The organism is Scandinavium sp. M-37, assembly GCF_043558715.1.
Classification (GTDB): domain Bacteria; phylum Pseudomonadota; class Gammaproteobacteria; order Enterobacterales; family Enterobacteriaceae; genus Scandinavium; species Scandinavium vulneris_A.
Window position 1 is genome coordinate 48203 of the sequence record NZ_JBIGIN010000014.1, and the last position, 26267, is coordinate 74469.

The 26267-nt window shown below is 54.5% G+C and carries 27 protein-coding genes; 9 read left to right on the forward strand and 18 right to left on the reverse strand.

Annotated elements, in window-relative coordinates:
* Positions 1-79 precede the first annotated feature (79 nt).
* A complete protein-coding gene (locus ACG0Z5_RS11990) occupies positions 80-622 on the reverse strand; it encodes a DUF3251 domain-containing protein (RefSeq protein ID WP_394447618.1) in 543 nt (180 codons plus the stop codon).
* Positions 623-765: 143 nt separating this feature from the next.
* On the opposite strand from ACG0Z5_RS11990, the gene nrdR reads away from it, so the two are divergent.
* The 6 genes from nrdR (at position 766) to pgpA (ending at position 4856) form a co-directional block, all read left to right on the forward strand.
* Entirely contained in the window at positions 766-1215 is a 450-nt protein-coding gene (gene nrdR / locus ACG0Z5_RS11995; protein ID WP_110511511.1) for a transcriptional regulator NrdR, read from the forward strand.
* Between the two features lie 3 nt (positions 1216-1218).
* Entirely contained in the window at positions 1219-2322 is a 1104-nt protein-coding gene (gene ribD / locus ACG0Z5_RS12000) for a bifunctional diaminohydroxyphosphoribosylaminopyrimidine deaminase/5-amino-6-(5-phosphoribosylamino)uracil reductase RibD (protein ID WP_394447620.1), read from the forward strand.
* 86 nt (positions 2323-2408) lie between these two features.
* Positions 2409-2879, forward strand: coding sequence for a 6,7-dimethyl-8-ribityllumazine synthase (ribE, locus tag ACG0Z5_RS12005; RefSeq protein WP_110511509.1), 471 nt, complete (start codon positions 2409-2411; stop codon positions 2877-2879).
* A 20-nt stretch (positions 2880-2899) separates the two neighbouring features.
* Entirely contained in the window at positions 2900-3319 is a 420-nt protein-coding gene (gene nusB, locus ACG0Z5_RS12010; protein ID WP_110511508.1) for a transcription antitermination factor NusB, read from the forward strand.
* A gap of 69 nt (positions 3320-3388) precedes the next feature.
* The gene (gene thiL, locus ACG0Z5_RS12015) at positions 3389-4363 is read left to right on the forward strand and encodes a thiamine-phosphate kinase (RefSeq protein WP_394447622.1); all 975 of its coding nucleotides are present in this window, start codon (positions 3389-3391) and stop codon (positions 4361-4363) included.
* Positions 4353-4856: a phosphatidylglycerophosphatase A gene (gene pgpA / locus ACG0Z5_RS12020; protein ID WP_394447624.1), complete on the forward strand. Its 504-nt coding sequence runs from the start codon at positions 4353-4355 to the stop codon at positions 4854-4856. The genes thiL and pgpA overlap by 11 nt, the downstream gene beginning before the upstream one ends.
* 59 nt (positions 4857-4915) lie before the next feature.
* On the opposite strand, the gene ACG0Z5_RS12025 is transcribed toward pgpA, so the two are convergent.
* The 4 genes from ACG0Z5_RS12025 to xseB form a co-directional block, all read right to left on the reverse strand.
* Positions 4916-5890 (reverse strand): aldo/keto reductase, encoded by a 975-nt coding sequence (locus tag ACG0Z5_RS12025; RefSeq protein WP_394447626.1) that lies wholly within the window; start codon positions 5888-5890, stop codon positions 4916-4918.
* Positions 5891-5950: 60 nt separating this feature from the next.
* Positions 5951-7813, reverse strand: coding sequence for a 1-deoxy-D-xylulose-5-phosphate synthase (gene dxs, locus ACG0Z5_RS12030; RefSeq protein ID WP_394447628.1), 1863 nt, complete (start codon positions 7811-7813; stop codon positions 5951-5953).
* Positions 7814-7874: 61 nt separating this feature from the next.
* Positions 7875-8774 (reverse strand): (2E,6E)-farnesyl diphosphate synthase, encoded by a 900-nt coding sequence (gene ispA, locus ACG0Z5_RS12035; RefSeq protein ID WP_394447630.1) that lies wholly within the window; start codon positions 8772-8774, stop codon positions 7875-7877.
* A 3-nt stretch (positions 8775-8777) separates the two neighbouring features.
* Entirely contained in the window at positions 8778-9020 is a 243-nt protein-coding gene (gene xseB / locus ACG0Z5_RS12040) for an exodeoxyribonuclease VII small subunit (protein ID WP_319626690.1), read from the reverse strand.
* Positions 9021-9219: 199 nt separating this feature from the next.
* On the opposite strand from xseB, the gene thiI reads away from it, so the two are divergent.
* On the forward strand, positions 9220-10671 hold the full coding sequence (gene thiI / locus ACG0Z5_RS12045; RefSeq protein WP_394447738.1) for a tRNA uracil 4-sulfurtransferase ThiI: 1452 nt from the start codon (positions 9220-9222) through the stop codon (positions 10669-10671).
* 94 nt (positions 10672-10765) lie between these two features.
* Positions 10766-11500 (forward strand): GntR family transcriptional regulator, encoded by a 735-nt coding sequence (locus tag ACG0Z5_RS12050; protein WP_394447632.1) that lies wholly within the window; start codon positions 10766-10768, stop codon positions 11498-11500.
* Positions 11501-11533: 33 nt separating this feature from the next.
* Here ACG0Z5_RS12050 and ACG0Z5_RS12055 read toward each other — a convergent pair whose 3' ends face one another.
* The 5 genes from ACG0Z5_RS12055 to panE all read right to left on the reverse strand — a co-directional run bounded on the left by ACG0Z5_RS12055 (position 11534) and on the right by panE (position 16534).
* The gene (locus tag ACG0Z5_RS12055; protein ID WP_394447634.1) at positions 11534-12256 is read right to left on the reverse strand and encodes a glucosamine-6-phosphate deaminase; all 723 of its coding nucleotides are present in this window, start codon (positions 12254-12256) and stop codon (positions 11534-11536) included.
* Positions 12253-13581, reverse strand: a complete 1329-nt coding sequence (locus ACG0Z5_RS12060; protein ID WP_394447636.1) for a 6-phospho-beta-glucosidase — start codon at positions 13579-13581, stop codon at positions 12253-12255. The genes ACG0Z5_RS12055 and ACG0Z5_RS12060 overlap by 4 nt, the downstream gene beginning before the upstream one ends.
* 12 nt (positions 13582-13593) lie before the next feature.
* Complete coding sequence (locus ACG0Z5_RS12065; protein WP_394447638.1) at positions 13594-14862, reverse strand: PTS sugar transporter subunit IIC; 1269 nt, start codon at positions 14860-14862, stop codon at positions 13594-13596.
* A 207-nt stretch (positions 14863-15069) separates the two neighbouring features.
* Positions 15070-15660 carry a protein deglycase YajL gene (yajL, locus tag ACG0Z5_RS12070; RefSeq protein ID WP_394447640.1) on the reverse strand — a complete coding sequence of 197 codons (591 nt, stop codon included), beginning with the start codon at positions 15658-15660 and terminating at the stop codon, positions 15070-15072.
* Positions 15620-16534: a 2-dehydropantoate 2-reductase gene (gene panE / locus ACG0Z5_RS12075; RefSeq protein WP_394447642.1), complete on the reverse strand. Its 915-nt coding sequence runs from the start codon at positions 16532-16534 to the stop codon at positions 15620-15622. The genes yajL and panE overlap by 41 nt, the downstream gene beginning before the upstream one ends.
* A 144-nt stretch (positions 16535-16678) precedes the next feature.
* Here panE and ACG0Z5_RS12080 point away from each other — a divergent pair, with 144 nt between their 5' ends.
* Complete coding sequence (locus ACG0Z5_RS12080) at positions 16679-17170, forward strand: YajQ family cyclic di-GMP-binding protein (protein ID WP_319626697.1); 492 nt, start codon at positions 16679-16681, stop codon at positions 17168-17170.
* Positions 17171-17235: 65 nt separating this feature from the next.
* Here ACG0Z5_RS12080 and ACG0Z5_RS12085 read toward each other — a convergent pair whose 3' ends face one another.
* The 8 genes from ACG0Z5_RS12085 to ACG0Z5_RS12120 all read right to left on the reverse strand — a co-directional run bounded on the left by ACG0Z5_RS12085 (position 17236) and on the right by ACG0Z5_RS12120 (position 26102).
* Positions 17236-18600 carry an MFS transporter gene (locus ACG0Z5_RS12085; RefSeq protein ID WP_394447644.1) on the reverse strand — a complete coding sequence of 455 codons (1365 nt, stop codon included), beginning with the start codon at positions 18598-18600 and terminating at the stop codon, positions 17236-17238.
* Positions 18601-18747: 147 nt separating this feature from the next.
* On the reverse strand, positions 18748-19635 hold the full coding sequence (gene cyoE / locus ACG0Z5_RS12090; RefSeq protein WP_319626699.1) for a heme o synthase: 888 nt from the start codon (positions 19633-19635) through the stop codon (positions 18748-18750).
* An 11-nt stretch (positions 19636-19646) separates the two neighbouring features.
* Complete coding sequence (locus ACG0Z5_RS12095; protein WP_319785416.1) at positions 19647-19973, reverse strand: cytochrome o ubiquinol oxidase subunit IV; 327 nt, start codon at positions 19971-19973, stop codon at positions 19647-19649.
* Positions 19973-20587 (reverse strand): cytochrome o ubiquinol oxidase subunit III, encoded by a 615-nt coding sequence (locus tag ACG0Z5_RS12100; RefSeq protein WP_394447647.1) that lies wholly within the window; start codon positions 20585-20587, stop codon positions 19973-19975. The genes ACG0Z5_RS12095 and ACG0Z5_RS12100 overlap by 1 nt, the downstream gene beginning before the upstream one ends.
* Positions 20577-22568, reverse strand: coding sequence for a cytochrome o ubiquinol oxidase subunit I (gene cyoB / locus ACG0Z5_RS12105; RefSeq protein WP_394447649.1), 1992 nt, complete (start codon positions 22566-22568; stop codon positions 20577-20579). Before cyoB ends, ACG0Z5_RS12100 begins: the two co-directional genes overlap by 11 nt.
* Before the next feature lie 19 nt (positions 22569-22587).
* Positions 22588-23532 (reverse strand): cytochrome o ubiquinol oxidase subunit II, encoded by a 945-nt coding sequence (gene cyoA, locus ACG0Z5_RS12110; protein WP_319626703.1) that lies wholly within the window; start codon positions 23530-23532, stop codon positions 22588-22590.
* 470 nt (positions 23533-24002) lie between these two features.
* Positions 24003-25478: a muropeptide MFS transporter AmpG gene (ampG, locus tag ACG0Z5_RS12115; protein WP_394447651.1), complete on the reverse strand. Its 1476-nt coding sequence runs from the start codon at positions 25476-25478 to the stop codon at positions 24003-24005.
* A 45-nt stretch (positions 25479-25523) separates the two neighbouring features.
* Entirely contained in the window at positions 25524-26102 is a 579-nt protein-coding gene (locus tag ACG0Z5_RS12120) for a lipoprotein (RefSeq protein WP_319626705.1), read from the reverse strand.
* Positions 26103-26267: the final 165 nt, after the last annotated feature.

Consider the following 26267-nt stretch of genomic DNA (forward strand, 5'->3'; position numbering starts at 1 on the left):
AAAGGATTGCTGCCGGTGTCGAAGGGTGAGTAAAGAAGAAGAAAGAACCGGATAACAGACGCTATCCGGCCACAATGGGTTACGGCGTATTCACAGGCTGAATGTCATGGACGCGAACAAAGACCGGTTGTTTCGGATCGCTGCCGCTCAACTGAAGCGGAATATCCACATCGCTCGGGGCAAGAAGGCTGGCCGGGGCATTAATCAGCTGATTTTTGACGTTCACTTCCTGATAGCTGTCGGTAGTGCCCTGAATCAGACCCCATTCTACGGTGCCACTAAACGCCGGGAGCGGATCGTTCGATTCGCCTTGAATACGCAGCGTAGCACGCATGCCGTCAGCATTTTGCGCGATATTCATCAGCGACATCCGCAGGGTGCCAATCTGGCTTTCCAGTCGCGCCGGAGTATTGGAGCCCGGTAACAGGTAAACGCCGCTGGCCGATTTGGCATTCAGTGCGTTTTGCTGGGTAATTTTTACCGTTTCCTGATTAAGCTTGGTCATATCCTGATTCAGCGCGCTGACGCTCTGCTGCATCTGGTGAACTTCTCGCTGCTGTGCACAGGCGCTCAGGGTAAACAGGCTTCCCAGCGCCAGAAGTCGAAGTAAACGTCGTGTCATCGTTAGGGTTCCTTACGGTATTCTGTCGAGAGTAATGGTAGCAGTATCGTTCGGGTTGCCATCGGGGCTTTGTCTCAAAATGACGCAGCCGGGTGGCTCGTGGTAAAATAGGAAAATGTGATTATTCATCGTCAGGACGCGCCATGCATTGCCCATTTTGTTTAGCCGTAGATACCAAAGTGATCGACTCCCGTCTGGTCGGGGAAGGCTCCTCTGTACGCCGCCGCCGTCAGTGCCTGGTGTGTAACGAACGTTTTACCACTTTTGAAGTGGCAGAACTGGTGATGCCGCGGGTGGTGAAAAGCAACGATGTCCGCGAACCTTTTAATGAAGACAAATTGCGCAGCGGTTTACAGAAAGCGCTGGAAAAGCGCCCGGTCAGTTCTGATGACGTCGAAATGGCGGTGAATCATATTAAATCGCAGCTGCGCGCTACCGGCGAACGCGAAGTGCCGAGCAAACAAATTGGCAACCTGGTGATGGAGCAGCTCAAAAAACTCGATAAAGTGGCCTATATCCGCTTTGCTTCCGTCTATCGCAGCTTCGAAGACATTAAAGAGTTTGGCGAAGAAATCGCCCGCTTACAGGACTGATCGATGCACGACGAAATGTACATGGCGCGCGCGCTAAAACTGGCGGCTGAGGGGCGGTTTACCACCCATCCGAATCCGCGCGTCGGCTGCGTGATTGTGAAAGACGGCGAAATCGTCGGGGAAGGCGCCCATTACCGCGCCGGGGAACCGCACGCCGAAGTCCACGCCTTGCGCATGGCGGGCGAGAAAGCCAAAGGGGCGACCGCCTATGTCACCCTCGAACCCTGCAGCCATCATGGGCGCACTCCGCCGTGCTGCGAAGCGCTGATTACTGCAGGCATCAGCCGGGTGGTCGCTGCCATGCAGGACCCGAATCCGCAGGTGGCGGGGCGCGGGCTGTATCGTCTGCAACAGGAAGGCATCGAGGTCAGCCACGGGCTGATGATGAGTGAAGCGGAAGCCCTGAATAAAGGCTTCCTCAAGCGGATGCGCACTGGTTTTCCTTATATTCAGCTTAAACTGGGTGCATCGCTGGATGGCCGCACGGCAATGGCCAGTGGTGAAAGCCAGTGGATTACTTCCCCGCAGGCACGCCGCGATGTGCAGCGTTTACGTGCGGAAAGCCACGCAATTTTGACCACCGACGCGACGGTGCTGGCTGATAATCCGGCCCTGACGGTGCGTTGGGACGAACTCAATGCCGAGGTGCAGACGCGCTATCCGCAGGAAAATCTGCGCCAGCCGATCCGCATCGTTATCGACCGGCAAAACCGCGTCACCCCTGAGCACCGCATCGTGCAGCAGCCGGGTGAAACCTGGTTTGCGCGCTGCGAAGAAGACGCCCGTGCATGGCCGGAAAACGTCCGCAGTCTGCAAATTCCCGCGCATAACGGTCATCTCGATTTAGTCCTGCTGATGATGCAGTTGGGCAAACAGCAGATTAACAGCCTGTGGGTGGAGGCCGGTCCAACGTTGGCTGGGGCGCTGATGCAGGCGGGGCTGGTCGATGAGCTGATTGTTTACGTTGCGCCTAAACTGTTAGGCAGCGATGCCCGGGAGTTATGTGTCCTGCCAGGGCTTGAGAAACTGGCCGATGCGCCCCAATTTAGTTTCAGCGAGATACGTCCGGTCGGGCCGGATCTCTGTTTGCATTTAATCCCGGCGTAAGGCAGCCTGAAATAGGGAAGCCGCGCGTGAATTATTATGATAAAATCCGCCCCCCTCGGGGTAAGTCGAATCCCAAAAGGAAAAGTATGAACATTATCGAAGCTAACGTTGCTGCCCCGGACGCTCGCGTCGCCATCACCATCGCGCGTTTCAACAACTTCATCAATGACAGCCTGCTGGAAGGGGCGATTGACGCTATGAAGCGTATCGGTCAGATGAAAGATGAAAACATTACCGTGGTTTGGGTTCCAGGTGCGTATGAACTGCCTCTGGCAGCTGCCGCTCTGGCGAAAACCGGTAAATACGATGCGGTTGTGGCACTCGGCACCGTTATCCGTGGCGGTACTGCTCACTTTGAATACGTGGCCGGTGGAGCAAGCAATGGTCTGGCGCAGGTTGCGCACGACAGCGAAATCCCGGTCGCTTTTGGGGTTCTGACCACCGAAAGCATCGAACAAGCCATCGAACGTGCTGGCACCAAGGCCGGTAACAAAGGTGCAGAAGCTGCACTGACCGCGCTTGAAATGATCAATGTATTGAAAGCCATCAAGGCCTGATTTTTTGTAAGGGGAAATCCGTGAAACCTGCTGCTCGTCGCCGCGCCCGTGAGTGTGCTGTCCAGGCGCTTTACTCCTGGCAGTTATCCAAAAACGACATCTCTGATGTTGAATATCAGTTCCTGGCGGAACAGGACGTGAAAGACGTCGACGTCGTGTACTTCCGTGAACTGCTGACCGGAGTGGCGACCAACAGCGCGTATCTCGACGGCCTGATGAAACCGTACTTGTCCCGTCTGCTGGAAGAACTGGGTCAGGTAGAGAAAGCCGTGCTGCGTATTGCCCTGTTCGAACTGGCTAAGCGTGACGATGTGCCGTACAAAGTGGCCATCAACGAAGCTATCGAACTGGCGAAAACCTTCGGTGCCGAAGACAGCCATAAGTTTGTTAACGGCGTGCTGGATAAAGCAGCTCCGGCGATCCGTCCCCGCAAAAAGTAATCTGCAGGCCGGAGAGTGCGGTTTCCCCGCGTTCTCCGGCCTTCTCTTTTCTCTGCTGAGGCATGACGTATGGCATGCGGCGAATTTTCCCTGATAGCCCGTTATTTTGACCGGGTTCGAAGCTCCCGTCTTGATGTTGAAACCGGTATCGGTGACGACTGCGCACTGCTCAATATCCCTGAAAAACAGACCCTGGCGATCAGCACCGATACGCTGGTATCCGGCATTCATTTTCTCCCGGATATCGATCCCGCTGATTTAGCCCGTAAGGCGCTGGCGGTGAATTTAAGCGATTTGGCTGCAATGGGCGCAGATCCGGCGTGGTTGACGTTGGCGTTAACGTTGCCTTCGGTCGATGAAAGCTGGCTGGCCGCTTTTAGCGACAGCCTGTTTGAACAGCTGAATTATTACGATATGCAGCTGATTGGTGGTGATACCACCAAAGGGCCGCTGTCGATGACGCTGGGTATTCATGGCCTGGTGCCGGAAGGCCGGGCGCTGAAACGCTCGGGCGCAAAACCCGGCGACTGGATTTACGTCACTGGCACGCCGGGTGACAGCGCGGCGGGGCTGGCGATTTTGCAGGACCGCTTGCAGGTCGATAATCAGCCCGATGCCAGCTATCTGGTCAAGCGTCATCTGAATCCGACCCCGCGTATTCTCGCCGGACAGGCCCTGCGTAATCTGGCGCATTCGGCTATCGACCTGTCCGACGGTCTTATCTCCGACCTGGGCCACATTCTGAACGCCAGCGAATGCGGGGCCAGAATTGACCTCGATTCACTGCCATTCTCAGACGCCATGAAACGTCACGTTGAGCCCGAAAAGGCGCTGCGCTGGGCGTTGTCCGGCGGTGAAGATTACGAACTCTGTTTCACCGTACCGGAACTTAATCGCGGCGCGCTGGATGTGGCGCTGGGGAATTTCGGCATGGGTTACACCTGCATCGGCCAAATCAGCGCCGACGTGGAAGGCCTGCATTTTCAGCGTGACGGTAAGCCGGTTACGCTCGACTGGAAGGGGTACGACCATTTTGCGCAGTAGAGACGTAGCAAAAAGCCGCCTGAATATGCTCAACCCGTGGCATCTGCTGGCGACTGGATTTGGCAGTGGGCTCAGCCCGATTGTGCCTGGCACCATGGGCTCGCTGGCGGCGATCCCATTCTGGTATCTGATGACCCTGCTGCCGTGGCAGCTTTACTCGCTGGTGGTGATGTTCTCCATTTGTATCGGGGTGTACATCTGCCACCGAACGGCGAAAGATATGGGCACCCACGATCACGGCAGCATTGTCTGGGATGAGTTTGTCGGGATGTGGATTACCCTGATGGCGTTACCCACCAACGACTGGCAGTGGGTCGCCGCCGGATTTGTGATTTTCCGTATTTTCGATATGTGGAAGCCGTGGCCAATCCGCTGGTTCGACCGCAACGTGCACGGCGGGATGGGCATTATGGTTGACGATATCGTCGCGGGGATTATTTCTGCCGGGTTGCTATATGTGATTGGCCATCACTGGCCGATGGGCATTATTTGATAAAACCCTCACCCCTTTGGGGTGAGGGTAAATGTGCCTATTGAGTGCCTGTTTAGTGCCTATTTAAACCCCACCACAGGATGCGGTTGATAAGGGGTTTCCAGCTCGGCAATCTGCTCAGGCTTGAGCGTAATATCCACCGCGTTCAGTAACTCGTCCAGCTGTTCTTCTCGCGATGTGCCAATGATTGGCGCGGCCACGCCGGGTTTACTTAATAGCCACGCCAGCGCCACCTGCGCCCGCGTCACATCCAGTTCTTCTGCAATATTCGCCAGCCGCTCGGCAATCTGCGCATCATTTTCGTCGGTGGTGCTGTAGAGCGTTTTACCGACTTCATCAGACACCACGCGAGCGGTGGTTTCGCCCCACGGGCGGGTCAGACGACCACGTGCCAATGGACTCCACGGGATAACCGCCACGCCTTCCTGATAACACAGCGGCAGCATCTCGCGCTCTTCTTCGCGATAAATCAGATTGTAGTGATCCTGCATGGTGACAAAGCGCGCCCAGCCGTGCTGTTTCTGTAAATCCAGCGCCTGCGCAAACTGTGAGGCATGCATCGAGGATGCGCCGATGTAACGCGCTTTCCCGGCTTTCACCACGTCATTCAACGCTTCCAGCGTTTCTTCAATCGGCGTGTCGTAATCCCAACGGTGGATTTGCAGCAGGTCGACATATTCCATGCCCAGTCGTGTCAGGCTGTCATCGATGGAACGCAGAATCTGCGCTCGCGATAGCCCCTGGGTTAAATCACCTGATGGATAGTAAACCTTAGTGGCAACCACAATCTCGTCCCGGCGGGCGAAATCACGCAATGCCCGGCCAACAATTTCTTCGCTACTGCCGTCGGAATAGCTGTTGGCGGTATCAAAGAAGTTAATCCCGCCTTCCAGCGCGCGTTGAATAATAGGGCGACTGCTCTCTTCCGGAAGCGTCCAGGCGTGATTTCCGCGATCGGGCTCGCCAAAGGTCATGCACCCGAGGCATAGCCGGGAAACGTTGAGGTCGGTCGTCCCTAATTTATTGTATTGCATGGTTCCACTCCTGCGATGAACATAATAATAAGCATAGCAGGAGCGGAAAGGGGGGAGGGATCAGGCCAGCCAGGCGCTAATTTTGGCTTCGATTCCGGCTGCGTCGAGGCCGATGTCAGCTCGCGCTTCTTCCTGCGTACCCTGCGGAATAAAGAAGTCCGGCAGGCCAATATTCAGCACTGGCACCGGTTTACGGTGCGCCATCAGCACTTCATTCACGCCGCCGCCCGCGCCACCCATGATGGCGTTTTCTTCCAGCGTGACCAACACCTCATGGCGTGCGGCCATCTCCAGAATCAACGATTCATCCAGCGGTTTCACAAAGCGCATATCGACCAGCGTGGCGTTGAGTTTATCTGCCACGATGGCGGCATCTGCCAGCAGGGTGCCGAAGTTGAGAATGGCAATTTTCTCACCCTGACGTTTGACGATACCTTTGCCTAACGGCAGTTTTTCCAGCGGAGCCAGCTCAACGCCGGTGCCGGTGCCGCGCGGATAGCGCACCGCACTTGGGCCGTCGGTGTGGTGATAGCCGGTGAACAGCATCTGGCGACACTCGTTTTCATCGCTTGGGGTCATGATGACCATATCCGGGATGCAACGCAGATAAGAGAGGTCGAATGCGCCCTGGTGCGTTTGCCCGTCGGCACCAACGATACCCGCCCGGTCAATGGCGAACAACACCGGCAGTTTCTGGATGGCAACGTCGTGGATAACCTGATCGTAGGCACGTTGCAGGAAGGTCGAATAAATCGCCACTACCGGCTTATAACCGCCAATCGCCAGACCCGCCGCGAAGGTGACCGCGTGCTGTTCGGCAATCGCGACATCGAAATACTGGTCGGGGAATTTCTTCGAAAACTCGACCATGCCGGAGCCTTCACGCATCGCCGGAGTGACCGCCATCAGCTTGTTGTCTTTGGCTGCGGTTTCGCACAGCCAGTCGCCGAAGATTTTCGAATAGCCCGGCAGGCCACCGCTGCTTTTTGGCAGCACGCCGCTGGTGTGGTCGAATTTCGGCACCGCGTGGAAGGTGATCGGATCTTTTTCCGCTGGCTCATAGCCACGACCTTTTTTGGTCATGATGTGCAGGAACTGCGGGCCTTTCAGGTCGCGCATGTTCTTCAGCGTCGTGACCAGGCCCAATACGTCGTGCCCGTCAACCGGGCCAATGTAGTTAAAGCCGAGTTCCTCGAACAGCGTGCCGGGCACGACCATGCCTTTAATGTGTTCTTCGGTGCGTTTGAGCAGCTCTTTAATTGGCGGAACGCCAGAGAACACTTTCTTGCCGCCTTCGCGCAGCGAAGAGTAAAGCTTGCCGGACAGCAACTGCGCCAGATGGTTATTCAGCGCGCCGACGTTTTCGGAGATAGACATTTCGTTATCGTTCAGGATAACCAGCATGTCGGGCTTGATATCACCCGCGTGGTTCATCGCCTCAAAGGCCATACCGGCGGTGATCGCGCCATCGCCAATGACGCAAACCGTGCGACGCTGTTTGGCTTCTTTTTCCGCCGCCACCGCAATGCCGATCCCGGCAGAGATAGAGGTCGATGAGTGGCCGACGCTCAGCACATCAAATTCGCTCTCACCGCGCCACGGGAACGGATGCAGTCCGCCTTTCTGGCGAATGGTGCCAATTCTGTCGCGACGACCGGTCAAAATTTTGTGGGGATATGCCTGATGACCCACGTCCCAGATCAGCTGATCGAACGGGGTGTTATAGACGTAATGCAGCGCCACGGTGAGTTCCACCGTGCCAAGCCCGGAGGCAAAGTGTCCGCTGGAGCGGCTCACGCTGTCGAGCAGGTAGCGACGCAGTTCGTCGCAGAGCTTCGGCAGGCTCTCTTTTGGCAACAGACGCAATTCCTGAGTGGATTCCACCAGTGCCAGCGTCGGGTATTTGGCAATATCAAAACTCATCGGAGACTCATCGTTTTCCTCGTCATACTTCAGGTTGCCCGAATGACTCAGAGGAGATTGCTTATTTATCGCGCTGAATAATGTAATTCGCTAGCGCTTCCAGTGCCGTGGTGTCCAGAGACTGCGCGGCCAGTACGGTTAAGGACCGGTGGGCGTCATCAATCAGATCACGGGCTTTACGTTGGGCTTGCTCAAGGCCCAGTAGGGCAGGATAGGTGCTTTTGCCTAGTTGCTGATCGGCACCCTGGCGCTTGCCAAGGGTTGCAGTATCCCCTACCACATCCAGAATGTCATCCTGCACCTGGAATGCGAGACCGATGCTCTCGGCGTATTTATCTAACACCGGCAGCGCGGCCATGCCTTTTTCACCGGCGCTCAAAGCACCCAGGCGCACGGCGGAACGAATCAGCGCCCCGGTTTTATGGCGATGAATGCGCTCAAGGGCGGCTAAATCAACCTGCTTGCCTTCGGCCTCTAAATCTAAAGCCTGACCGCCGCACATCCCCGCCACGCCGCTGGCCTGCGCCAGTTCGGATACCATCGCCAGACGGAAACGATCGGCCACTTCCGGCATCGGTGCATCACTGAGTATAGAAAATGCCAGCGTTTGTAACGCATCACCGGCCAGAATCGCATTGGCTTCGCCGTATTTAATATGGCAGGTCGGCTGACCACGACGCAGATCGTCATCATCCATTGCGGGCAGATCGTCGTGGATTAATGAGTAAGCGTGAATGCATTCTACTGCGGCGGCGGGCGCATCCAGCGTAGAAAGGCTGACGTTGAACATGCCCCCTGTGGCGTACACCAGGAACGGGCGCAGACGCTTACCGCCTAAGAGTGCACCATAATGCATGGCTTCAACCAGCGGAGTGTTCTGAAAGGGCTGCGGGGCGATGAACTGACGCAGCGCTTCATTGGCCCGCTCAACGCAGGCCTGTAACTGTTGCGAGAAATCCATTTTTTACTCGGCGTCCGGCGTGAAGGGAGTCAGCGGGGCATCTTCGTTATCGGCCAGCAGGATCTGTACCCGCTGTTCGGCCTGTTGCAGCTTCACCTGGCCCTGACGCGCCAGCTGCACGCCGCGCTCAAATTCATTCAGCGCGTCTTCCAGCGGCAAGTCACCGTTTTCGAGACGGGAAACAATCTGCTCAAGTTCAGTCAGTGCGCTTTCGAAACTGGCTGGCGCTTCATTTTTCTTTGGCATAGTGAATGTTTGACTCTTGTTATGTCGCGACTTGCCTATGGTAGCGAAGTCCTGCTCGGGTTTAAATAACGCATAATGGTAACGCGCAGGTTCACCGTGATGGTGGTATACTTCCGCGCCTGGATGCAGCCGGGAAGTCATGGCTGCTGTATTTTTTGTCTACAGACCCGAATGGGTTTGCCAACGAACCATTGCCGCCATGAAGTTTATCATTAAATTGTTCCCGGAAATCACCATCAAAAGCCAATCTGTGCGTTTGCGCTTTATAAAAATTCTGACCGGGAATATTCGTAACGTTCTAAAGCAGTACGACGAGACGCTTGCCGTCGTTCGTCATTGGGATCACATTGAAGTCCGTGCCAAAGACGAAAATCAGCGTCCGATTATTCGCGATGCGCTGACCCGTATTCCCGGTATCCACCATATTCTGGAAGTGGAAGACGTCCCGTTCACGTCTATGCACGACATTTTCGAGCAGACGTTGCCGCTGTGGCGCGAAACGCTGGAAGGTAAATCGTTCTGCGTGCGTGTGAAGCGTCGCGGTAAGCACGATTTTTCCTCCATTGAAGTTGAGCGCTACGTGGGCGGCGGGCTGAATCAGCACATCGAAACCGCGCGCGTGAAGCTGACCAAGCCAGACGTTACGGTGAATCTGGAAATCGATAACGACCGTCTGCTGCTGGTCAAAGGTCGCTATGAAGGGATTGGCGGTTTCCCAATCGGTACTCAGGAAGATGTGCTGTCGCTGATCTCCGGTGGTTTTGACTCCGGCGTCTCCAGCTACATGCTTATCCGTCGTGGCTGCCGCGTGCATTATTGCTTCTTCAACCTTGGCGGTGCCGCACATGAAATCGGTGTTCGTCAGGTGGCGCATTATCTGTGGAACCGCTTCGGCAGTTCGCACCGGGTACGTTTTGTGGCGATCAACTTCGAGCCTGTTGTCGGCGAAATCCTTGAGAAAGTCGACGACGGTCAGATGGGCGTGGTGCTCAAGCGCATGATGATGCGTGCGGCGTCTCAGGTAGCAGAACGCTACGGCGTGCAGGCGCTGGTGACCGGCGAGGCTCTGGGCCAGGTGTCCAGCCAGACCCTGACCAACCTGCGTCTGATCGACAACGTCTCCGATACGCTGATCCTGCGTCCGCTGATTTCTCACGATAAAGAGCACATCATCGACCTGGCGCGTGAAATCGGTACTGAAGATTTTGCTCGCACCATGCCGGAATACTGCGGCGTGATTTCGAAGAGCCCAACCGTCAAAGCGGTGAAGGCGAAAATCGAAGCCGAAGAGCAGAACTTTGATTTTGCGATCCTCGACAAAGTGGTGGCGGAAGCCAACAATGTCGATATCCGCGAAATTGCTCAGCAGACCCAGCAGGAAGTGGTTGAAGTCGAAACCGTCACTGAGTTTGCCGCCACTGACGTGGTGCTCGATATTCGTTCCATCGACGAGCAGGATGACAAACCGCTGAAGCTGGACGGTGTGGAAGTGGCATCGCTGCCGTTCTATAAACTCAGCACCCAGTTTGGCGATCTCGACCAGAGCAAAACCTATCTGCTGTGGTGTGAGCGTGGCGTGATGAGCCGCCTGCAGGCGCTGTATCTGCGCGAGCAGGGCTTCGCCAACGTGAAGGTCTACCGCCCGGAATAATCCCCTCAGCCTAACCCTCTCCCTAAAAAGGAGAGGGGATCAGACATGCTGGCCGGGTAAGCGTCGTGCCACCCGGCATTTGTCCGAGGTCATCATGCAAAAAATACACAAGTACATTGAGATAAAGGAACGCATCAAGAGCGATATCCTCAATCACGTCTACAAAAAAGGTGAAAGCATTCCCTCCGAACGCGAGCTGGCGAGCCTGTATGGTGTCACCCGGGTGACGGTGCAGAAAGCGATGGATAACCTGGTGCAGGAAGGGTTTATCGAGCGCATTCACGGCAAAGGGATGTTCGTGCTGAAAAACAGCGCCACCAACGTGTACCTTTTGAATAATGAAACCAGCGACAGCATTCTTGGTTTTTCCCGCGAATTTCAGGGGCGCGTCAACGTCAGCAGCCAGCTTTTGGCCTTCAACGTCATTCAGGCTGATGCCACCTTAGCGCAGCACCTGGAAATCGCTGCAGGGGAGGACATCTGGTTTATCCGCCGTATTCGTTTACTGGACGGTAATCCGGTGCTGGTGGAAGACAGCAATATTCCGCAGCGCGTTATTGCGACTATCCCGGAAACTATCCTCAAAGAAGGCTCGCTGTACGGCTATATCGAAGAGTATACCGGCACGAAAATCAAAGACGCCGACTCGATTATTGAAGCGGCGCTGTTTGATGATGAGCTTGCGCCGTTACTGAATATCACACCCGGTCAGCCGATGCTGAAAATTACTGAAGTGACCCGCCTGGCTGATAAAACGGCGTTTAACTACTCCATCAGCTACAACCGGGCCGATATTTTCCGGGTCAAAAACCTGCGTATCGAACGCTAGCAGGCGCAACACGCACCTGCCAGCCGACGCGCCCTACAGCGCGCTTGCCGCCGCGTTATCCACGTACAAACTCGCCTGTGCCACGGTTTTCACCAGTGTTGACGGAATATCGCGACTCGCTGGATGATTCACCGTCTGCGCGACAATCGCCGCCTTGCTCTCACCGCTCGCCATGACCACGATGTTCTTCGCCGCCAGAATAGTTTTCAGCCCCAGTGAAATACCCTGTTTCACCGCGCGTGGGGTATCGAAATACTTCACCGACACTGCCTGAGTGACCGCGTCGAGGTCAATCACATGGCAGGTGTTATCCAGCGACGCGCCAGGTTCGTTAAACCCGATATGACCGTTCATGCCGATACCCAGCACGATGCAGTCAATAGGCCCATGCTGCGCAATATAAGCATCGACGCGCTGGCATTCGGCGTGTGGGTCAGCGGTAAGCCCATCAAAGAAGCAGATTTGTTCCTCCCGCAGCGTCAGCTTATCGAAGAAATGATGCCAGACCATTTCACGACAGCTGCCTTTATCGGCTCGGCCGAGACCTAACCATTCATCCAGACCGAGGAATTGGGTGCGCGAGAAATCCACGTGGCCTTGTGTTTGCGCCTCGACCAGGGCGGCAAAGACGCCAAGCGGTGTATCACCGCCAGCGATGCAGATCAGCGCCTGCGGTTTGGCCTTCACACAGTCAATGACGTTTTGCGCCACTGCCTGACACAGCTGCGGGTAATCTGCGGAGATATGCGTTTTCATGCATGTTCCTTAGCATTAGGAGAATATTGCGGTAAATAGCGTTGATTCACTTCCAGATATTCATCCAGAATTTTTTCCACCAGCGTAGCGGATGGCACCAGTGGGTTAATGGTCAGCGCCATCAGGGCGGTGCTGTAATCGCCGGTTATTGCCGCTTCCACCGCCAGTTCTTCATAGGCCTTCACGCTCTGGATCAGACCGCGAATTTTGACCGGTAACCGCCCGTAGGCCAGCGGATGCGCGCCCTGACGGTCGATAACCGCGTTGGTTTCCAGTGTGACATGATCTGGCAGATCCGGCGTTGCCCCGTTGTTCGGGGTGTTGACCACATGGATCTCTTTCTTGTCGTTATAAATCGAGCTGATGATTGAGCAGGCGGTATCGGAGTACCAGGCTCCGCCGCGCTTTTCCAGTTCTTTCGGCTTATGGGCAAGATGTTCATCCTGATAAAGCTCAAACAGGCGGTGTTCAATCTCGCGGGTTTGTTCCCCACGGGTGCCTTTGGTGCGGGCATCGCTCTGGGCGGCCTCGACCATTTCGCGGGTCAGGAAGAAGTATTTCAGGTAGGAAATTGGGTACATATGCAGGGCTTTAGCAAAGCGCGAGGAGAAGCCGATATCCGGGATGTTTTTCAGTGAGTTGCTGGCGCTGCCCAACGCCAGTTTTTCCATGAAATCATCGGTGTAGTCTTCGCCTTTAATGAAAATCTGATCGGCAAAAATGAGGTGGTTCAGCCCCATGATGCGGGCGTAAACGTCTTTCTTCTCGACCTCGTAAGCTTTAGCGATATCCATCAACATGCTGTTAGCGCCGCTGCAAATGCCGATGCTTTTGATGTTCGAATGCCGGGTAATGGCTTCGGTGACAATTCCTGCTGGGTTAGTGAAGTTAATCAGCCAGGCATCCGGGCAATAGGTTTCCATATCGCGGCAGATATCCATCAGTACCGGAATGGTGCGCTGGGCTTTCATAAAGCCGCCGGGACCGGTGGTTTCCTGGCCGAGCACGCCATATTTCAGCGGGATTTTTTCATCGTTAATGCGTGCATCGAGGAAACCTACGCGCAGCTGAGTGGTCACAAAATCGGCGTCCTTTAAGGCTTCGGCGCGGTCGAGCGTCAGGTGAATGTTCATCGGGATCCCGGCTTCTTTCACCATTCGCTGCGCCAGCTTGCCGACAATTTCCAGCTTCTCTTTACCTTCCTCAATATCCAGCAGGTAGTAGTCGGTCACCGGCAGTTCATCGTAGCGCTTGATAAAACCGTCGATCAGTTCCGGGGTATAGCTTGAGCCACCGCCGATGGTGACAATTTTGAGCTTTTTCATCAGGTATCCTTTTTACAATGCGGAATCAGTATTCAGTACGGAATCAGGGGGGCTCTGTTCTTCGTGCTGCTCTTTTTGCAGTTGCTGACGTTCAAGCAGTTTGAAGAACGGGAAGTAGATAGCCACGGAAATGACGAGGGTACAAAGCGACCAAATCACCGCCGGAATATTGCCTCCGGTCACAAACCAGGCGGCGAGGATCGGCGGCATGGTCCACGGAATTTGCAGTACCGGGCGACCGATAATGTCGAAGTACATCAGGCTGTAGGTGGAAATACACAGCAGCATCGGCGTCAGGGTGAAGGGGATCATCAGCAGCGGGTTGAAGACAATCGGGCAGCCGAAAATGACCGGTTCGTTGATGCAAAATACCGCCGAGGGCAGGGACAGTTTCCCGACCGATTTATACAATTTGCTGCGAGAGCGCAGCATTGCCAGTACCAGACCCAGCGTGGCCCCGGTGCCGCCGATGCACATGAAGACAATGTAAAAGCCGTCGGCGGTAATATGGGGAATGGGCTGGTGGTTTAAATACGCCTGAGTGTTTTCGGCGATGTATTTGAGGAAAATCGGGCTGGTGATGCCGGAGAGGACGTTATCGCCGTGTATCCCGCAGCACCACAGCAGTGAGATCAGGAAGATAAGCACCAGCATCCCCGGGAGCGAGCCGAGGCCGCTGACCAGCGGGCTAAGGATCTGGGTAAAGAATTGGTTGATATCAAAGCCAAGCATCACTCTGACAAACCATACCAGCGTAATTGTCACCGCCGCCGGGATCAGGCTGGCAAAAGATTGCGCCACCGCGGGGGGAACGCCGTCCGGCAGCTTAATCACAATCTCATGTGTGATAAACCAGCGAATGATATACACCGTCAGCACCGCCAGAATGATGGCGGAGAACAGGCCTGCGGCCCCAAGGTTATCGACGTTCAACTGATATTTGTCGTTCAATTGCGCCAGCAGAAATACCACCAACGTGACCGCACTGCAGGTTATCGCATTCAGCTTGTACTCTTTTGCCAGGTTGTAGCTGATGCCCACGGCGGAAATTACGCCGATCGCGCCAAAGGTGACGGCCACCGGGGCGCTGATTTTGTCGGCCCACGGGCCTAACCATTCACTCCAGCCGGGGATCGGTAAGTTAGCGATGATCAGGAACAAGCTGCCGGTGATAGTAAACGGTAGCGTCAGGGCGATCCCGTTACGCACCGCGACCAAAATTTTGTTTTCGCCAATCCGGATCAGGATTGGGATGATCTTGCTCTCAATGAAGGTAACCACGGGTGACTCCTTTTATTAACTGGACTAGACCAGTTGCAAATGAGTTTTCCATGGAACATTTTGACTGTCAAGGTGAGGGATTTAAGGCGTGAAGATCTAATCCGCTGAAATAAAAGGGGTTACGGGCGAGAGGGGTTGGGGGGAGGACAATTTAATCGTAGAAGTGTGAGCGCCGCCACGGGAGTGGCGACGAAAAAAGACGAAGGGTTACTCGTAGTAGTTGTAAATTCCGGCGGCCATCACCAATTGGGAAGAGACTTCCCAGGCTTTTTCACGGCTCACCAGCAGGTCGATCAGCTTCAAACCGAAGTCGATGCTGGTGCCCGGTCCCTGGCTGGTTAACAGATTCACGCGTGGATCCCAGACCACACGCTTGTCCTGCCACTGATCGTCCGGAATGGTCTCTTTTAATCCCGGAAACCCGGTCATATTGCCGATAGGGAAGATCTCGTGAGGCACCAGCACGGTCCCGGCTGCGGCACAGATGCTGGCCACGATCCGGCCAGAGCGGTGGAACTGTTTGACCGTTTCGACCAGCAGCGGACTATCACGGAAACATTCGGCTCCTTTCAAACCACCGGGCAGAATAATCGCGTCATAATCCCCGTCGGCGACCTCTACCAGCGGCGCATCGGCCAGCAGTTTCACGCCGCGCGAACAGGTGATAACCAAATCCCCATCGCTGGCGACGCTGGCGGTAGTGACCTTGATCCCGCCGCGAACCAGCAGATCGATGGTGGTCACCGCTTCCATTTCTTCACTCCCAGGGGCGAGACAAACCAGCGCTGATGCGCTCATACGTATTCTCCTTACGTTTAATCTGTTCAAACAGACGGGCATTCTCCGGCACGGTAATGCCGTGGGCGCGGGCCCGTTTCAGCAGGTAGCCGCTGATGTAATCAATTTCCGTCTGGCGCTGGGCGCGAACGTCCTGCAACATCGATGAAATATTGTTGGCGGTGCTGTCGATGACCTGCCAGACGTACTTAATTAAATCTTCCGGGCTGGAGTGCAGCCCTTCACGCTGCATCACCGCCGCCACTTCCGTACTGATGCGCGTCACTTCTTCTGGATGCTCGCGCAGCTGGCCATTCGGGCAATCGTACAGTGCGGTCAACGGGTTGATGACGCAGTTCACCGCCAGCTTACGCCAGCTGGCGTTGTTGATATCGTTATGCCAGGCGACATCTGGCAGCGCAGCGTGCAGCGTATCCGCCAGGAAGCTGTACTCTTGCGCGAGGGTGTTTGCGGGGCCAATGTGAGTGGTGCCATTAGCGGTATGAATAATCAGGTTACCATCGCGGCGTGCGGCCTGAATGGTCATGCCGAGCAGCAGCGGCTGTTTCAGCGAGCGCAACTCTTCCAGGGTGCCCATCCCATTGTGAATGAGCAAAATCGGGCAGGTAGCGGGCAGACGCGCCGCAAGATTTTTCACCGCGGTTGAAACCTGCCAGGCTTTTAAAGTCACCAACAGTAAATCGCTGCTGGCGAGAAAATCAGGATCGTTGGCGGTCAGCAGTTCGTTGAAGACGCTACCGTCTGTCTCTTGCAGATTTACACTGCACCACGGGGCTGGCACGCGTAGCCAGCCCTGGACTTCATGGCCTTGCCGGTACAGCGCAGTCAGCCATAATTGTCCCAGGGCACCGCATCCGAGCACGGTTATCTTCATTGTTCCTCCTCACCTGCTGCGGGATCAGGCGTTATGATACTATTATAGCGCCGACGGCACGTCCGCAGTCACCGGGATAACAGGTTGTGTTCTTTGACGTTGCGGGTATTATGCATCGCAACAAAAAGAGAGGGAGAATAAAATATGCCATCTTTCGATATTGTCTCTGAAGTTGATCTTCAGGAAGCCAAGAACGCGGTCGATAATGCGGCCCGTGAAGTGGAGTCGCGTTTCGACTTCCGCGGCGTAGAGGCCAGCATTGAGCTGAACGAAAAAAACCAGACCATCAAAGTACTGAGCGAGTCTGATTTCCAGGTCAACCAGCTGCTGGATATCCTGCGCGCCAAGCTGCTCAAGCGCGGCATTGAAGGTAACTCCATCGAAGTACCGGAAGAGTTTGTCCACAGTGGCAAAACCTGGTTCGTCGAAGGAAAGCTGAAAACCGGCATTGAAAGTGCCGTTCAGAAGAAAATCGTTAAGCTGATTAAAGACAGCAAACTGAAGGTGCAGGCGCAGATCCAGGGCGAAGAAATTCGTGTCACCGGTAAAGCGCGCGATGACCTGCAGGCCGTTATGGCGCTGGTGCGCGGTGGCAACTTAGGCCAGCCGTTCCAGTTCAAAAACTTCCGCGATTAATAAAAAACCACCTCGCATGAAGGTGGTTTTTCGTGAGACACCAAGCGGGGATTGCCCCCGCTTTTTTATGCCCCGGCGATCGTCTGTTCCACCTCAAATCGGTTGGTCACTTTACTGTCAATTTTGACGTAGGCAGAGCGTTCGGTGGCGACAACCAGCACTTCTTTCACCCCGTCTTTTGCCAACAAGCGCGCTTTCAGGTTTTCATCGGCGTCGACATCATCCGGAATGCTCACCCGCAGGCTGCTGACGTAAGGTGGTTCTTGCATCGTCATGGCAATCAACAGCCAGAGGGTAGCGAGCAGTGCGCCCATCAGGAACACCGTCTGGGAATCAAAGAATCCGTCGAGCCAGCCGCCCAGTGAGCCACCGATGGCCACGCCGAGGAACTGGCTGGTGGAATAAATCCCCATCGCCGTGCCTTTATAACCCGCCGGAGATTCTTTACTGATAAGTGACGGCAGGAGGGCTTCCATCAGGTTAAAGGCGAGGAAGAACAGCTGCACACCCGCCACCAGTTCCCAGAAGTAAGCGCCGGATCCCCAGAGGACGATTTCGGCTATCAGGATAATGGCGACGCAGACCAGGAACACGCGTTTCATGCGGCGTTTTACTTCGGCGTAGATGATGAAAGGCACCACCGACACGAACGAAATAAGCATGGTCACCAGATAGAGTTTCCAGTGCTCTGCCGCCGGAAATCCAGCGGCTTCCAGCTGGCCGGGCAGAGCGACAAAGGTCGACATCAGCAGAATGTGCAGACACATAATGCCGAAGTTGAGCTTCAGCAAACGCGGCTCCATCAGCACTTTACTGAAGCAGCCTTTTACCATCCCGGATTCGCGGTTGAGAACATGGTTTTCGCTGTTAGGCACCACCCATATGGTGAGCAGAATACCGAGCGTCGCCAGGCCGGAGATCATCCAGAACAGAGCGTGCAGGCCAAGCTTATGCGTGATTATCGGGCCGAGTACCATTGCGATAGCAAAGGTGACCCCGAAACTGACGCCGATAAACGCCATCGCTTTGGTACGATTTTGTTCACGCGTCAGGTCAGAGAGCAGCGCCATAACGGCGGCGGCAATCGCCCCGGAGCCTTGTAACGCGCGGCCGAGAATAATTCCCCAGATAGAATCAGAGAGAGCAGCTATCATGCTGCCGAGCACAAAAATGAGTAATCCGCCGACAATCAGCGGCTTGCGACCAATACGGTCTGACAGCAGGCCGAATGGGATTTGGAAGACCGCCTGGGCTAGCCCGTAAATACCGATGGCGAGTCCAATCAACGCTTCGCTGGCACCCTGCAGCGCCATGCCGTAAGTAGTCAGAACGGGCAGAACCATAAACATGCCGAGCATGCGCAGAGAGAATACGGTCCCTAAACCCCAGGTCGCGCGCAATTCGCCTGGCGTCATCTTAAAATCGTTCATTTCCACCTCAGGATAAAATCAGCGCTTAGTGTAAGGCCGGGGAAGGGCAGGGTAAACAAGTGGTTGTTTAACAAATATTACATCGAGATGCATTGATTCTGGCAATAAAAAAGGGTGCCGAAGCACCCTTTTTGACCGCGTGATGACTTACCAGACGTAAGCCAGCAGAGGGTGTGAATCTGGCACCATAAAGTCGACGGACATCATCACCGACAGTGAGGTAATGGCCACGATAGAGAACACGAACAGCTTACGCGCCCAGACTCTGTCGTCAGCCACTTTGTACCCACGCAGCGCCATGCCGAGCCACCAAACGCTGACCGCAGCGGCCACCACCAGATATTTATATCCGGCGTAGCCACCCAGGGACAGCATCAGGGTCGCAACAGCAAACGCAATGATGTAGAGCGTGATGTGGTGTTTGGCAACGGAAATCCCCTTAACAACCGGCAGAACCGGGATGTTAGCCGCCTGATAATCCTTAAAGCGGAAAATCGCGATGGCGTAGGAGTGCGGCATCTGCCACAGGCTGAAAATAGCCAGCAGGATAGCCGCGCCGCTGTCAAAGTTGCCGGTTACCGCGCAGTAGCCAATCACCGGCGGCGCAGCGCCGGAGAGCGAGCCAATCAGCGTGCCGTAAACGGAATGGCGCTTCATGTAAAGGCTGTAAACGCCAACATAAACCACGAAGCCCATCACGCCCAGCCAGCACGCCAGCGGGTTTGCACCAAACCACAGGAGCATAAAGCCAGCAATACCCAACAAGGTGGCATACACCAGCGAAACGTTCGGAGAAATCAGGCCTTTAACCAGCACCCGATTTTTGGTCCGTTCCATCTTCCTGTCGATATCCCTGTCGATGTAGTTGTTAAACACACAACCGGACGCAACGACCAGCGACACGCCGACCAGGGTATAAACGAACAGCGGATAGTCGATGCTGCCTTTTGAGGCCAGCAGGAAACCGCCGATCACCGAGATCAGGTTACCGAAGATGATGCCAGGTTTTGTAACTTGCAGGTATTGCTTAAACATACTCGCCGCTCTTATCGAACCATCATGTTGTAGTTAAGGTTCCACATGATCCAGATTGAACCTATCACCACAATCGCAATGATTAGCACAGTAAAGATGAAGGCAGTCATATTCCAACCCTCATCTGACTTGGAGTTCATGTGCAGGAAGCACACCAGATGCACCACAATCTGAACTACCGCAGCCGCCAGGACACAGGCAATCATGGCCATGTGGGACGCAGATCCGTTCATCACCATCGCAAACGGGATAGCCGTCAGGATGATCGACAGGATAAATCCTGTCATGTAGGTTTTGACGCTACCGTGGGATGCGCCGTGATCGGTTGAATGACTCATTACATCGCCCCCATCAGGTAAACTACAGAGAACACACAGATCCACACCACGTCCAGGAAGTGCCAGAACAAGCTCAGGCACAGGATACGGGTACGGTTAGTACTGGTCAGGCCGCGACGGCCTATCTGGAACATCAGAACGGCCATCCAGATAAGGCCAGAGGTTACGTGCAGACCGTGAGTACCGACCAGCGCAAAGAACGCTGACAGGAAGCCACTACGATCCGGACCCATACCTTCGGCAATCAGGTGATGGAATTCATAGAGTTCCATCGCGATGAAGCCTGCACCAAACAGCCAGGTCAGCGCCAGCCAGGAGATAACCTGGCTTTTGTTGTTCTTATACATGGCGATAGCCGCCATGCCATAAGTAATGGAGCTGAACAGGAGCAGGGCGGTTTCGACCAGTACGAACGGCAGCTCAAAAATGTCCTTACCTGCCGGGCCACCCGCAGTGTTGTTAACCAACACCGCGTAGGTTGCGAACAGAATAGAGAACAGAACGCAGTCGCTCATCAGGTAGATCCAGAAGCCGAAGACTTTCATCGGCCCTGTATCGTGATGCCCATGTTCGTGCGCGTGGGCATGCGCGTTAGTCAAAGTATCAGTTGCCATTTTTCAGCCCTGCCTTGGAGATCTCATCGAAATGCTGGTTTTCCAGTTTCTCGATTTCTGCAACAGGTACGTAGTAATCCACGTCCTCGTCGAAGCTCTTCACAATCCAGCTGATAACGATGCCGAGGAAACCAACGATCGCCATCCACCAGATATGCCAGATCATGGCAAAACCGAATATCGTTGCGAAGGCAGCAATGACGATACCTGCACCGCTGTTTTTCGGCATATGGATTTCTTCATAGCCAGCCGGTTTTTGGTACGCTTCGCCTTTCTCTTTCATTTCCCAGAACGCGTCACGCTCATGAATGTGCGGTACGTGGGCAAAGTTGTAGAACGGCGGAGGAGAGGAGGTTGCCCACTCCAGCGTACGGCCACCCCATGGGTCACCGGTCAGGTCACGGTTCTGTTCGCGGTCGCGAATAGAGACGTAGTACTGAATCAGCTGACACAGGATACCGCAGGCAATCAGTGCTGCACCGCACGCAGCCACAACCAGCATTGGGTGGAACTGCGGGTCAATCTGCTGGCTCAGGCGACGGGTCATACCCATGAAGCCCAGCACGTACAGCGGCATAAATGCGACGAAGAAGCCGATGATCCAGAACCAGAATGCGCGTTTGCCCCAGGTTTCGTTCAGCGTGAAGCCGAACGCTTTTGGCCACCAGTAGGTGATCCCTGCGAAGCAACCGAACACCACACCACCGATGATTACGTTATGGAAGTGGGCAATCAGGAACAGACTGTTGTGGAGTACGAAGTCCGCACCCGGCACCGCCAGCAGAACGCCGGTCATACCGCCAACCGAGAAGGTCACGATAAAGCCGATGGTCCACAGCATCGCAGAATGGAACACGATACGCCCCTGGTACATGGTGAACAGCCAGTTGAAAATCTTAACCCCGGTAGGGATTGCGATGATCATGGTGGCAATACCGAAGAAGGCGTTTACGTTCGCGCCCGCACCCATGGTGAAGAAGTGGTGCAGCCAAACGATGAACGACAGAACGGTAATACACACGGTTGCCCACACCAGAGAGGTGTAACCAAACAGACGCTTACGCGAGAAGGTTGCTGCAACTTCAGAGAACACACCGAAGACTGGCAGAACCAGAATGTACACTTCCGGATGGCCCCAGGCCCAGATCAGGTTGATGTACATCATCATGTTGCCGCCCATTTCGTTGGTGAAGAAATGGGTACCGAGGTAACGGTCAAGTGTCAGCAGCGCGATGGTGACGGTCAGGATCGGGAATGAAGCGATAATCAGGATGTTTGCGCACAGAGAGGCCCAGGTAAATACCGGCATCTTGAACATGGTCATGCCAGGCGCACGCATCTTGATAATGGTCACGAAGAAGTTGATACCGGTCAGCGTAGTACCAATACCGGAGAGCTGAAGTGCCCAGATCCAGTAATCTACCCCGACGCCGGGACTGTACTCAATGCCTGACAGCGGCGGATAGGCCAGCCAGCCGGTCTGTGCGAACTCGCCCACACCGAGAGACAGGTTAACCAGAATCACACCGACAACGGTGAACCAGAAGCTGAGGTTGTTCAGGAACGGGAACGCAACGTCGCGTGCGCCGATCTGCAGAGGGACAACCACGTTCATCAGGCCGATAACCAATGGCATCGCTACGAAGAAGATCATGATAACGCCGTGGGCGGTAAAGATCTGATCGTAGTGGTGAGGTGGCAAGAAGCCGGCTTCACCCGCCGAGGCAAGAACCTGCTGGCTACGCATCATGATGGCATCTGCGAAGCCACGAATCAGCATCACGATACCGACGAGGCAGTACATCACGCCCAGTTTTTTGTGGTCAACCGAAGTTAGCCACTCTTTCCAAAGGTAGCTCCACTTACCGAAGTAAGTGATCAGGCCCAGCAGGGCCGCACCACCGATGATAATTGCAGCCACCGTAACCACGATAATGGGTTCATGGTAGGGCACTGCATCCAGTGTCAATTTTCCGAACATCGTTTTCTTCCTCGGCCCCTTAGTGAGCGGTTTCCGCGTGGCTCATGTCCATGCCTTCCATCCCTTCGTGTGAGGCGTGCTCACCGGCGGGTTGGCTCATGTCCATGTGACCGTGACCCATGTATTTGTTAATAACGTCTTTAAACAAATCGGGTTTCACGCTGGAGAAATATTCCACCTTGTTGTACTCGCTCGGCGCAGCCAGTTTCTCGTAAGCGTCCATATCGTTCATGGTGCTCTGAGACTGTTTCACCTTCGCGACCCACTGGTCGAACGTAGCGCGGTCAGGTGTTGCAGTTGCTTTGAACTTCATACCAGAGAAGCCCTTGCCACTGTAGCTGGCGGAGATACCGTCGTAGGTGCCCGCTTCGTTGGCAATCAGATGCAGGTTTGTCTGCATACCGGCCATCGCATAAATCTGGCTTCCCAGACGCGGGATAAAGAACGAGTTCATCACGGAATTGGAGGTGACTTTGAACTGAACCGGAACGTTCGCCGGGAAAGCGATTTCGTTAACGGTCGCAATGCCCTGCTCCGGATAAATGAAGAACCATTTCCAGTCCATGGAAACCACTTCGATAGTGATTGGCTTCTCGTCATGGGCCAGCGGTTTGCTAGGCTCAAGCGCGTGAGTGGTTTTCCAGGTCAACACGGCAAGGAACAGGATGATAAGGATAGGCACCGTCCAGACCACAGCTTCCACTTTATTGGAGTGTGACCAGTTAGGGCTATACTTCGCATCTTTGTTGCTCGCACGGTATTTCCAGGCGAAACCAACAGCCATCAAGACGGCGGGAATCACGACGATTAACATCAGGCCAAATGCCGTCAGTATCAGCGAACGTTGCTCCAGTCCAATCTGTCCTTTGGGGTCAAGTAGCGCAGAATCACAGCCACTGAGTAAAACAGTGCCTGCGATTAATGACAACCATCCCAAACTTTTATTGTATTTCCTGAGTCTCATGTAACGACCTCAATTCCACGGGATTTGGTGGCGTTTAAAGTGTGGGGGCATTTTACGGGAAGGTTACATTACTGTAAACATGATTGAGGAAGTGTCTTTGGGGTGTTACCGGGTTCTGCCGGGCCTGTCACAGATGTTGCTGATTGTGTCCAAAATCCAGGCGGATAGCGCATTACGCCGGGGTTATAACCAAACGGGAAGGAATGAGAGAGTTTCTCTGGGAATGAGTATAAACAATGCTAAAAAGGCACAATTGATTAACAATTAATTATCAAGTTAACGACATGACAAAAACAAAAAAATAATCCGTCATTAGCTGAATCGGTTAAGGAAATATGCCGAAACTCAAAAGGCGCCAGTAATTTCCGAATTTATATAACGCACAAAATAACAATCGGAAAAAAAAGAATAAAACAACGCCGTTATAATTACTGGAAGTAACTACAACGGCGTATTCGATTATTTCTTGTTCATGCCAGATGGGTTTTCCGTAATGCCAGCGCATCAAGAACGCCGCCCAAAACGATGCCGAAAATGGCTATCACGGCGCCGATTTCGAGCAGGCCAGTCAGGAAGGAGAAGGCGGTCAGGTCGAGCGCATTCAGAATCAGTAACATCAGCCAGACACCCAGAATCAAACAGCCAATGCCGAGGATCTTCAGCGCCACAGAATACCCGGCTTTAAATTCGGTGCGCGGCATAAAGCTTTCACTCTGCCAGGTGTATTCCAGCGTTTGCCGACACAGCAGCAGCAGTAACAGCCCTGGAATGGCGGCGAAAACCGAGAACAAATAGAACGTTGGCCAGCCGTGGGCTTCAACAAACCAACCGGCGATCGGCCCGACATACACCCGACCGACCGCAGAGAGTGCCGACAGCAACGCAAACTGCGTCGCCGAGAAGGACTTATTGCACAGCGTCATTAATAAGGCGACAAACGCCGATGTCCCCATCCCCCCGCACAGGTTTTCGAAAAAGACTGCGGTGCCCATGCTCAGCATGCTTTTGTCAGTAATCGACAGTAGCCAGTAACCGGCATTCGACGCGCCTTGCAATATGCCGAATATCAGCAATGCCCGGAACAGCGATAAACGTTGCATCAGCACGCCGCCGTACAATGCCCCGAGGATGGTGGCAAATAGCCCAAGCGTTTTATTCACAACGCCGACTTCACCTGCGTCAAAACCCACCCCTCTAATAAGGAAGGTGGTGGTCAGGCTCATCGCAAAGGCATCGCCGAGCTTATAAAGGACAATCAGCAGCAGAATCAGCCACGCATTATTACGGCCAAAGAAATCACGCAGCGGCTCGGCCACCGCCTGTTCCAGCGTTTTGGGGGCCGGAATGACGTCGCTCGGTTCAGGCGCGAAAAGGGTGGCGATGATGCACGGGATCATCAGGGCGGCCATCAGCCAGTACATGGCCTGCCAGCCCAGCCACTGATCCGCCAGCCACAGCGCCAGTCCACCGGACACCAGCATAGCCAGACGATAGCCGAGCACGCTGATGGCCGCGCCAGTACCGCGCTCTTCCGGCGGGAGCACGTCGGTTTTCCAGGCATCGAAGACGATGTCTTGCGAAGCAGAGCAGAAGGCAATGACGACCGCGAGTGCCGCCATCCAGCGTAGCTGCGAGGAGGGTTCAAGGAAGCCCATGGCCGCAATGGAGAGTAATAACAGAACCTGCGTGGTCAGCAACCAACCACGACGACGCCCTAAGAACGGCGGCGTATAGCGGTCCATCATTGGCGACCAGAGGAATTTAAAGACGTAGGCCTGGCCGACAAGAGAGAAAAAACCAATGGTTTTAAGATCGATATTCTCAACGGTCATCCACGCCTGAAGCGTACCGGAGGTGAGCGCCAGCGGTAAACCGGAGGCGAAACCGAGTATCAGCAGAATGGCTGATTTTGGTTGCTGGAAGAAACGAAAGTAGTGATTAGGCATGGCAATAGGTAACTGACCCGGCGACTTGGCCGGGTCAGTATTAACTTAACGCGCGTTCTGTTTGATGAAGTCGTGGACGCTGGTGTCCTGCGCCATATCGGAAATGGTATCCGTCAGCACGCTGTTAACCGCATTGGCAATGTTCTGATTGTTGGCGGTGAACGCCCCTTCAACCTGATAGCTTGCGCGGTAGTTTTTAGTCATCTTGTTACCGTTCTTGGCGGTAGCGATGATAGCGATGTCAGCTTTGGTCGCGATGTTGTAACGGACATTACCCTGCGTCACGTCGGCATACAGATTGTTGACGATGATTTGCAGATCAACGGCACCGTTAGGTCCCACCATGTAACCGCGCGCGGTCATCTGCTTCTCAAGCACTTCCTGCAGCAGGAAACGCAGATCACGGGAAGCGGTCAGGGTCACCAGCTGGTTATCGCGGGTCACTTTCGCCAGCGCCTGGTCCGGACGCTGATCCGCGCCGTTGATGCTGACGGTTACACCCATCAGGCTTGGATCCTGTGAAGGCAGGGTGATTTTTGGGGAAACATCAATCGTGGTCTGCGGCTTGGCACAACCGGCCAGCATAAACATCGCAACCAACGGGAAGAGGATTTTTTTTAACATGTTCAGACTCTCAGCGTCACTGTGGTTCAACGGGCGAAAAATTCTCGCCATCATAACATCGCCATCGGCGAGGGGAAGTGGGCAACGCATGTAAATTCATCGTGTTGAATGTTTTCTGAGCGCAAGTACGATTTCGACCTCTTTTTTGCGAAGGATCCCTCAGAG

Excerpts from the sequence above, each read along its gene's own strand:
- ACG0Z5_RS11990 (WP_394447618.1), bottom strand. The coding sequence starts at position 622 with ATGACACGACGTTTACTTCGACTTCTGGCGCTGGGAAGCCTGTTTACC.
- nrdR (WP_110511511.1), top strand. The coding sequence starts at position 766 with ATGCATTGCCCATTTTGTTTAGCCGTAGATACCAAAGTGATCGACTCC.
- ribD (WP_394447620.1), top strand. The coding sequence starts at position 1,219 with ATGCACGACGAAATGTACATGGCGCGCGCGCTAAAACTGGCGGCTGAG.
- ribE (WP_110511509.1), top strand. The coding sequence starts at position 2,409 with ATGAACATTATCGAAGCTAACGTTGCTGCCCCGGACGCTCGCGTCGCC.
- thiL (WP_394447622.1), top strand. The coding sequence starts at position 3,389 with ATGGCATGCGGCGAATTTTCCCTGATAGCCCGTTATTTTGACCGGGTT.
- ACG0Z5_RS12025 (WP_394447626.1), bottom strand. The coding sequence starts at position 5,890 with ATGCAATACAATAAATTAGGGACGACCGACCTCAACGTTTCCCGGCTA.
- dxs (WP_394447628.1), bottom strand. The coding sequence starts at position 7,813 with ATGAGTTTTGATATTGCCAAATACCCGACGCTGGCACTGGTGGAATCC.
- ispA (WP_394447630.1), bottom strand. The coding sequence starts at position 8,774 with ATGGATTTCTCGCAACAGTTACAGGCCTGCGTTGAGCGGGCCAATGAA.
- xseB (WP_319626690.1), bottom strand. The coding sequence starts at position 9,020 with ATGCCAAAGAAAAATGAAGCGCCAGCCAGTTTCGAAAGCGCACTGACT.
- thiI (WP_394447738.1), top strand. The coding sequence starts at position 9,220 with ATGAAGTTTATCATTAAATTGTTCCCGGAAATCACCATCAAAAGCCAA.
- ACG0Z5_RS12050 (WP_394447632.1), top strand. The coding sequence starts at position 10,766 with ATGCAAAAAATACACAAGTACATTGAGATAAAGGAACGCATCAAGAGC.
- ACG0Z5_RS12055 (WP_394447634.1), bottom strand. The coding sequence starts at position 12,256 with ATGAAAACGCATATCTCCGCAGATTACCCGCAGCTGTGTCAGGCAGTG.
- ACG0Z5_RS12060 (WP_394447636.1), bottom strand. The coding sequence starts at position 13,581 with ATGAAAAAGCTCAAAATTGTCACCATCGGCGGTGGCTCAAGCTATACC.
- yajL (WP_394447640.1), bottom strand. The coding sequence starts at position 15,660 with ATGAGCGCATCAGCGCTGGTTTGTCTCGCCCCTGGGAGTGAAGAAATG.
- panE (WP_394447642.1), bottom strand. The coding sequence starts at position 16,534 with ATGAAGATAACCGTGCTCGGATGCGGTGCCCTGGGACAATTATGGCTG.
- ACG0Z5_RS12080 (WP_319626697.1), top strand. The coding sequence starts at position 16,679 with ATGCCATCTTTCGATATTGTCTCTGAAGTTGATCTTCAGGAAGCCAAG.
- ACG0Z5_RS12085 (WP_394447644.1), bottom strand. The coding sequence starts at position 18,600 with ATGAACGATTTTAAGATGACGCCAGGCGAATTGCGCGCGACCTGGGGT.
- cyoE (WP_319626699.1), bottom strand. The coding sequence starts at position 19,635 with ATGTTTAAGCAATACCTGCAAGTTACAAAACCTGGCATCATCTTCGGT.
- ACG0Z5_RS12095 (WP_319785416.1), bottom strand. The coding sequence starts at position 19,973 with ATGAGTCATTCAACCGATCACGGCGCATCCCACGGTAGCGTCAAAACC.
- ACG0Z5_RS12100 (WP_394447647.1), bottom strand. The coding sequence starts at position 20,587 with ATGGCAACTGATACTTTGACTAACGCGCATGCCCACGCGCACGAACAT.
- cyoB (WP_394447649.1), bottom strand. The coding sequence starts at position 22,568 with ATGTTCGGAAAATTGACACTGGATGCAGTGCCCTACCATGAACCCATT.
- cyoA (WP_319626703.1), bottom strand. The coding sequence starts at position 23,532 with ATGAGACTCAGGAAATACAATAAAAGTTTGGGATGGTTGTCATTAATC.
- ampG (WP_394447651.1), bottom strand. The coding sequence starts at position 25,478 with ATGCCTAATCACTACTTTCGTTTCTTCCAGCAACCAAAATCAGCCATT.
- ACG0Z5_RS12120 (WP_319626705.1), bottom strand. The coding sequence starts at position 26,102 with ATGTTAAAAAAAATCCTCTTCCCGTTGGTTGCGATGTTTATGCTGGCC.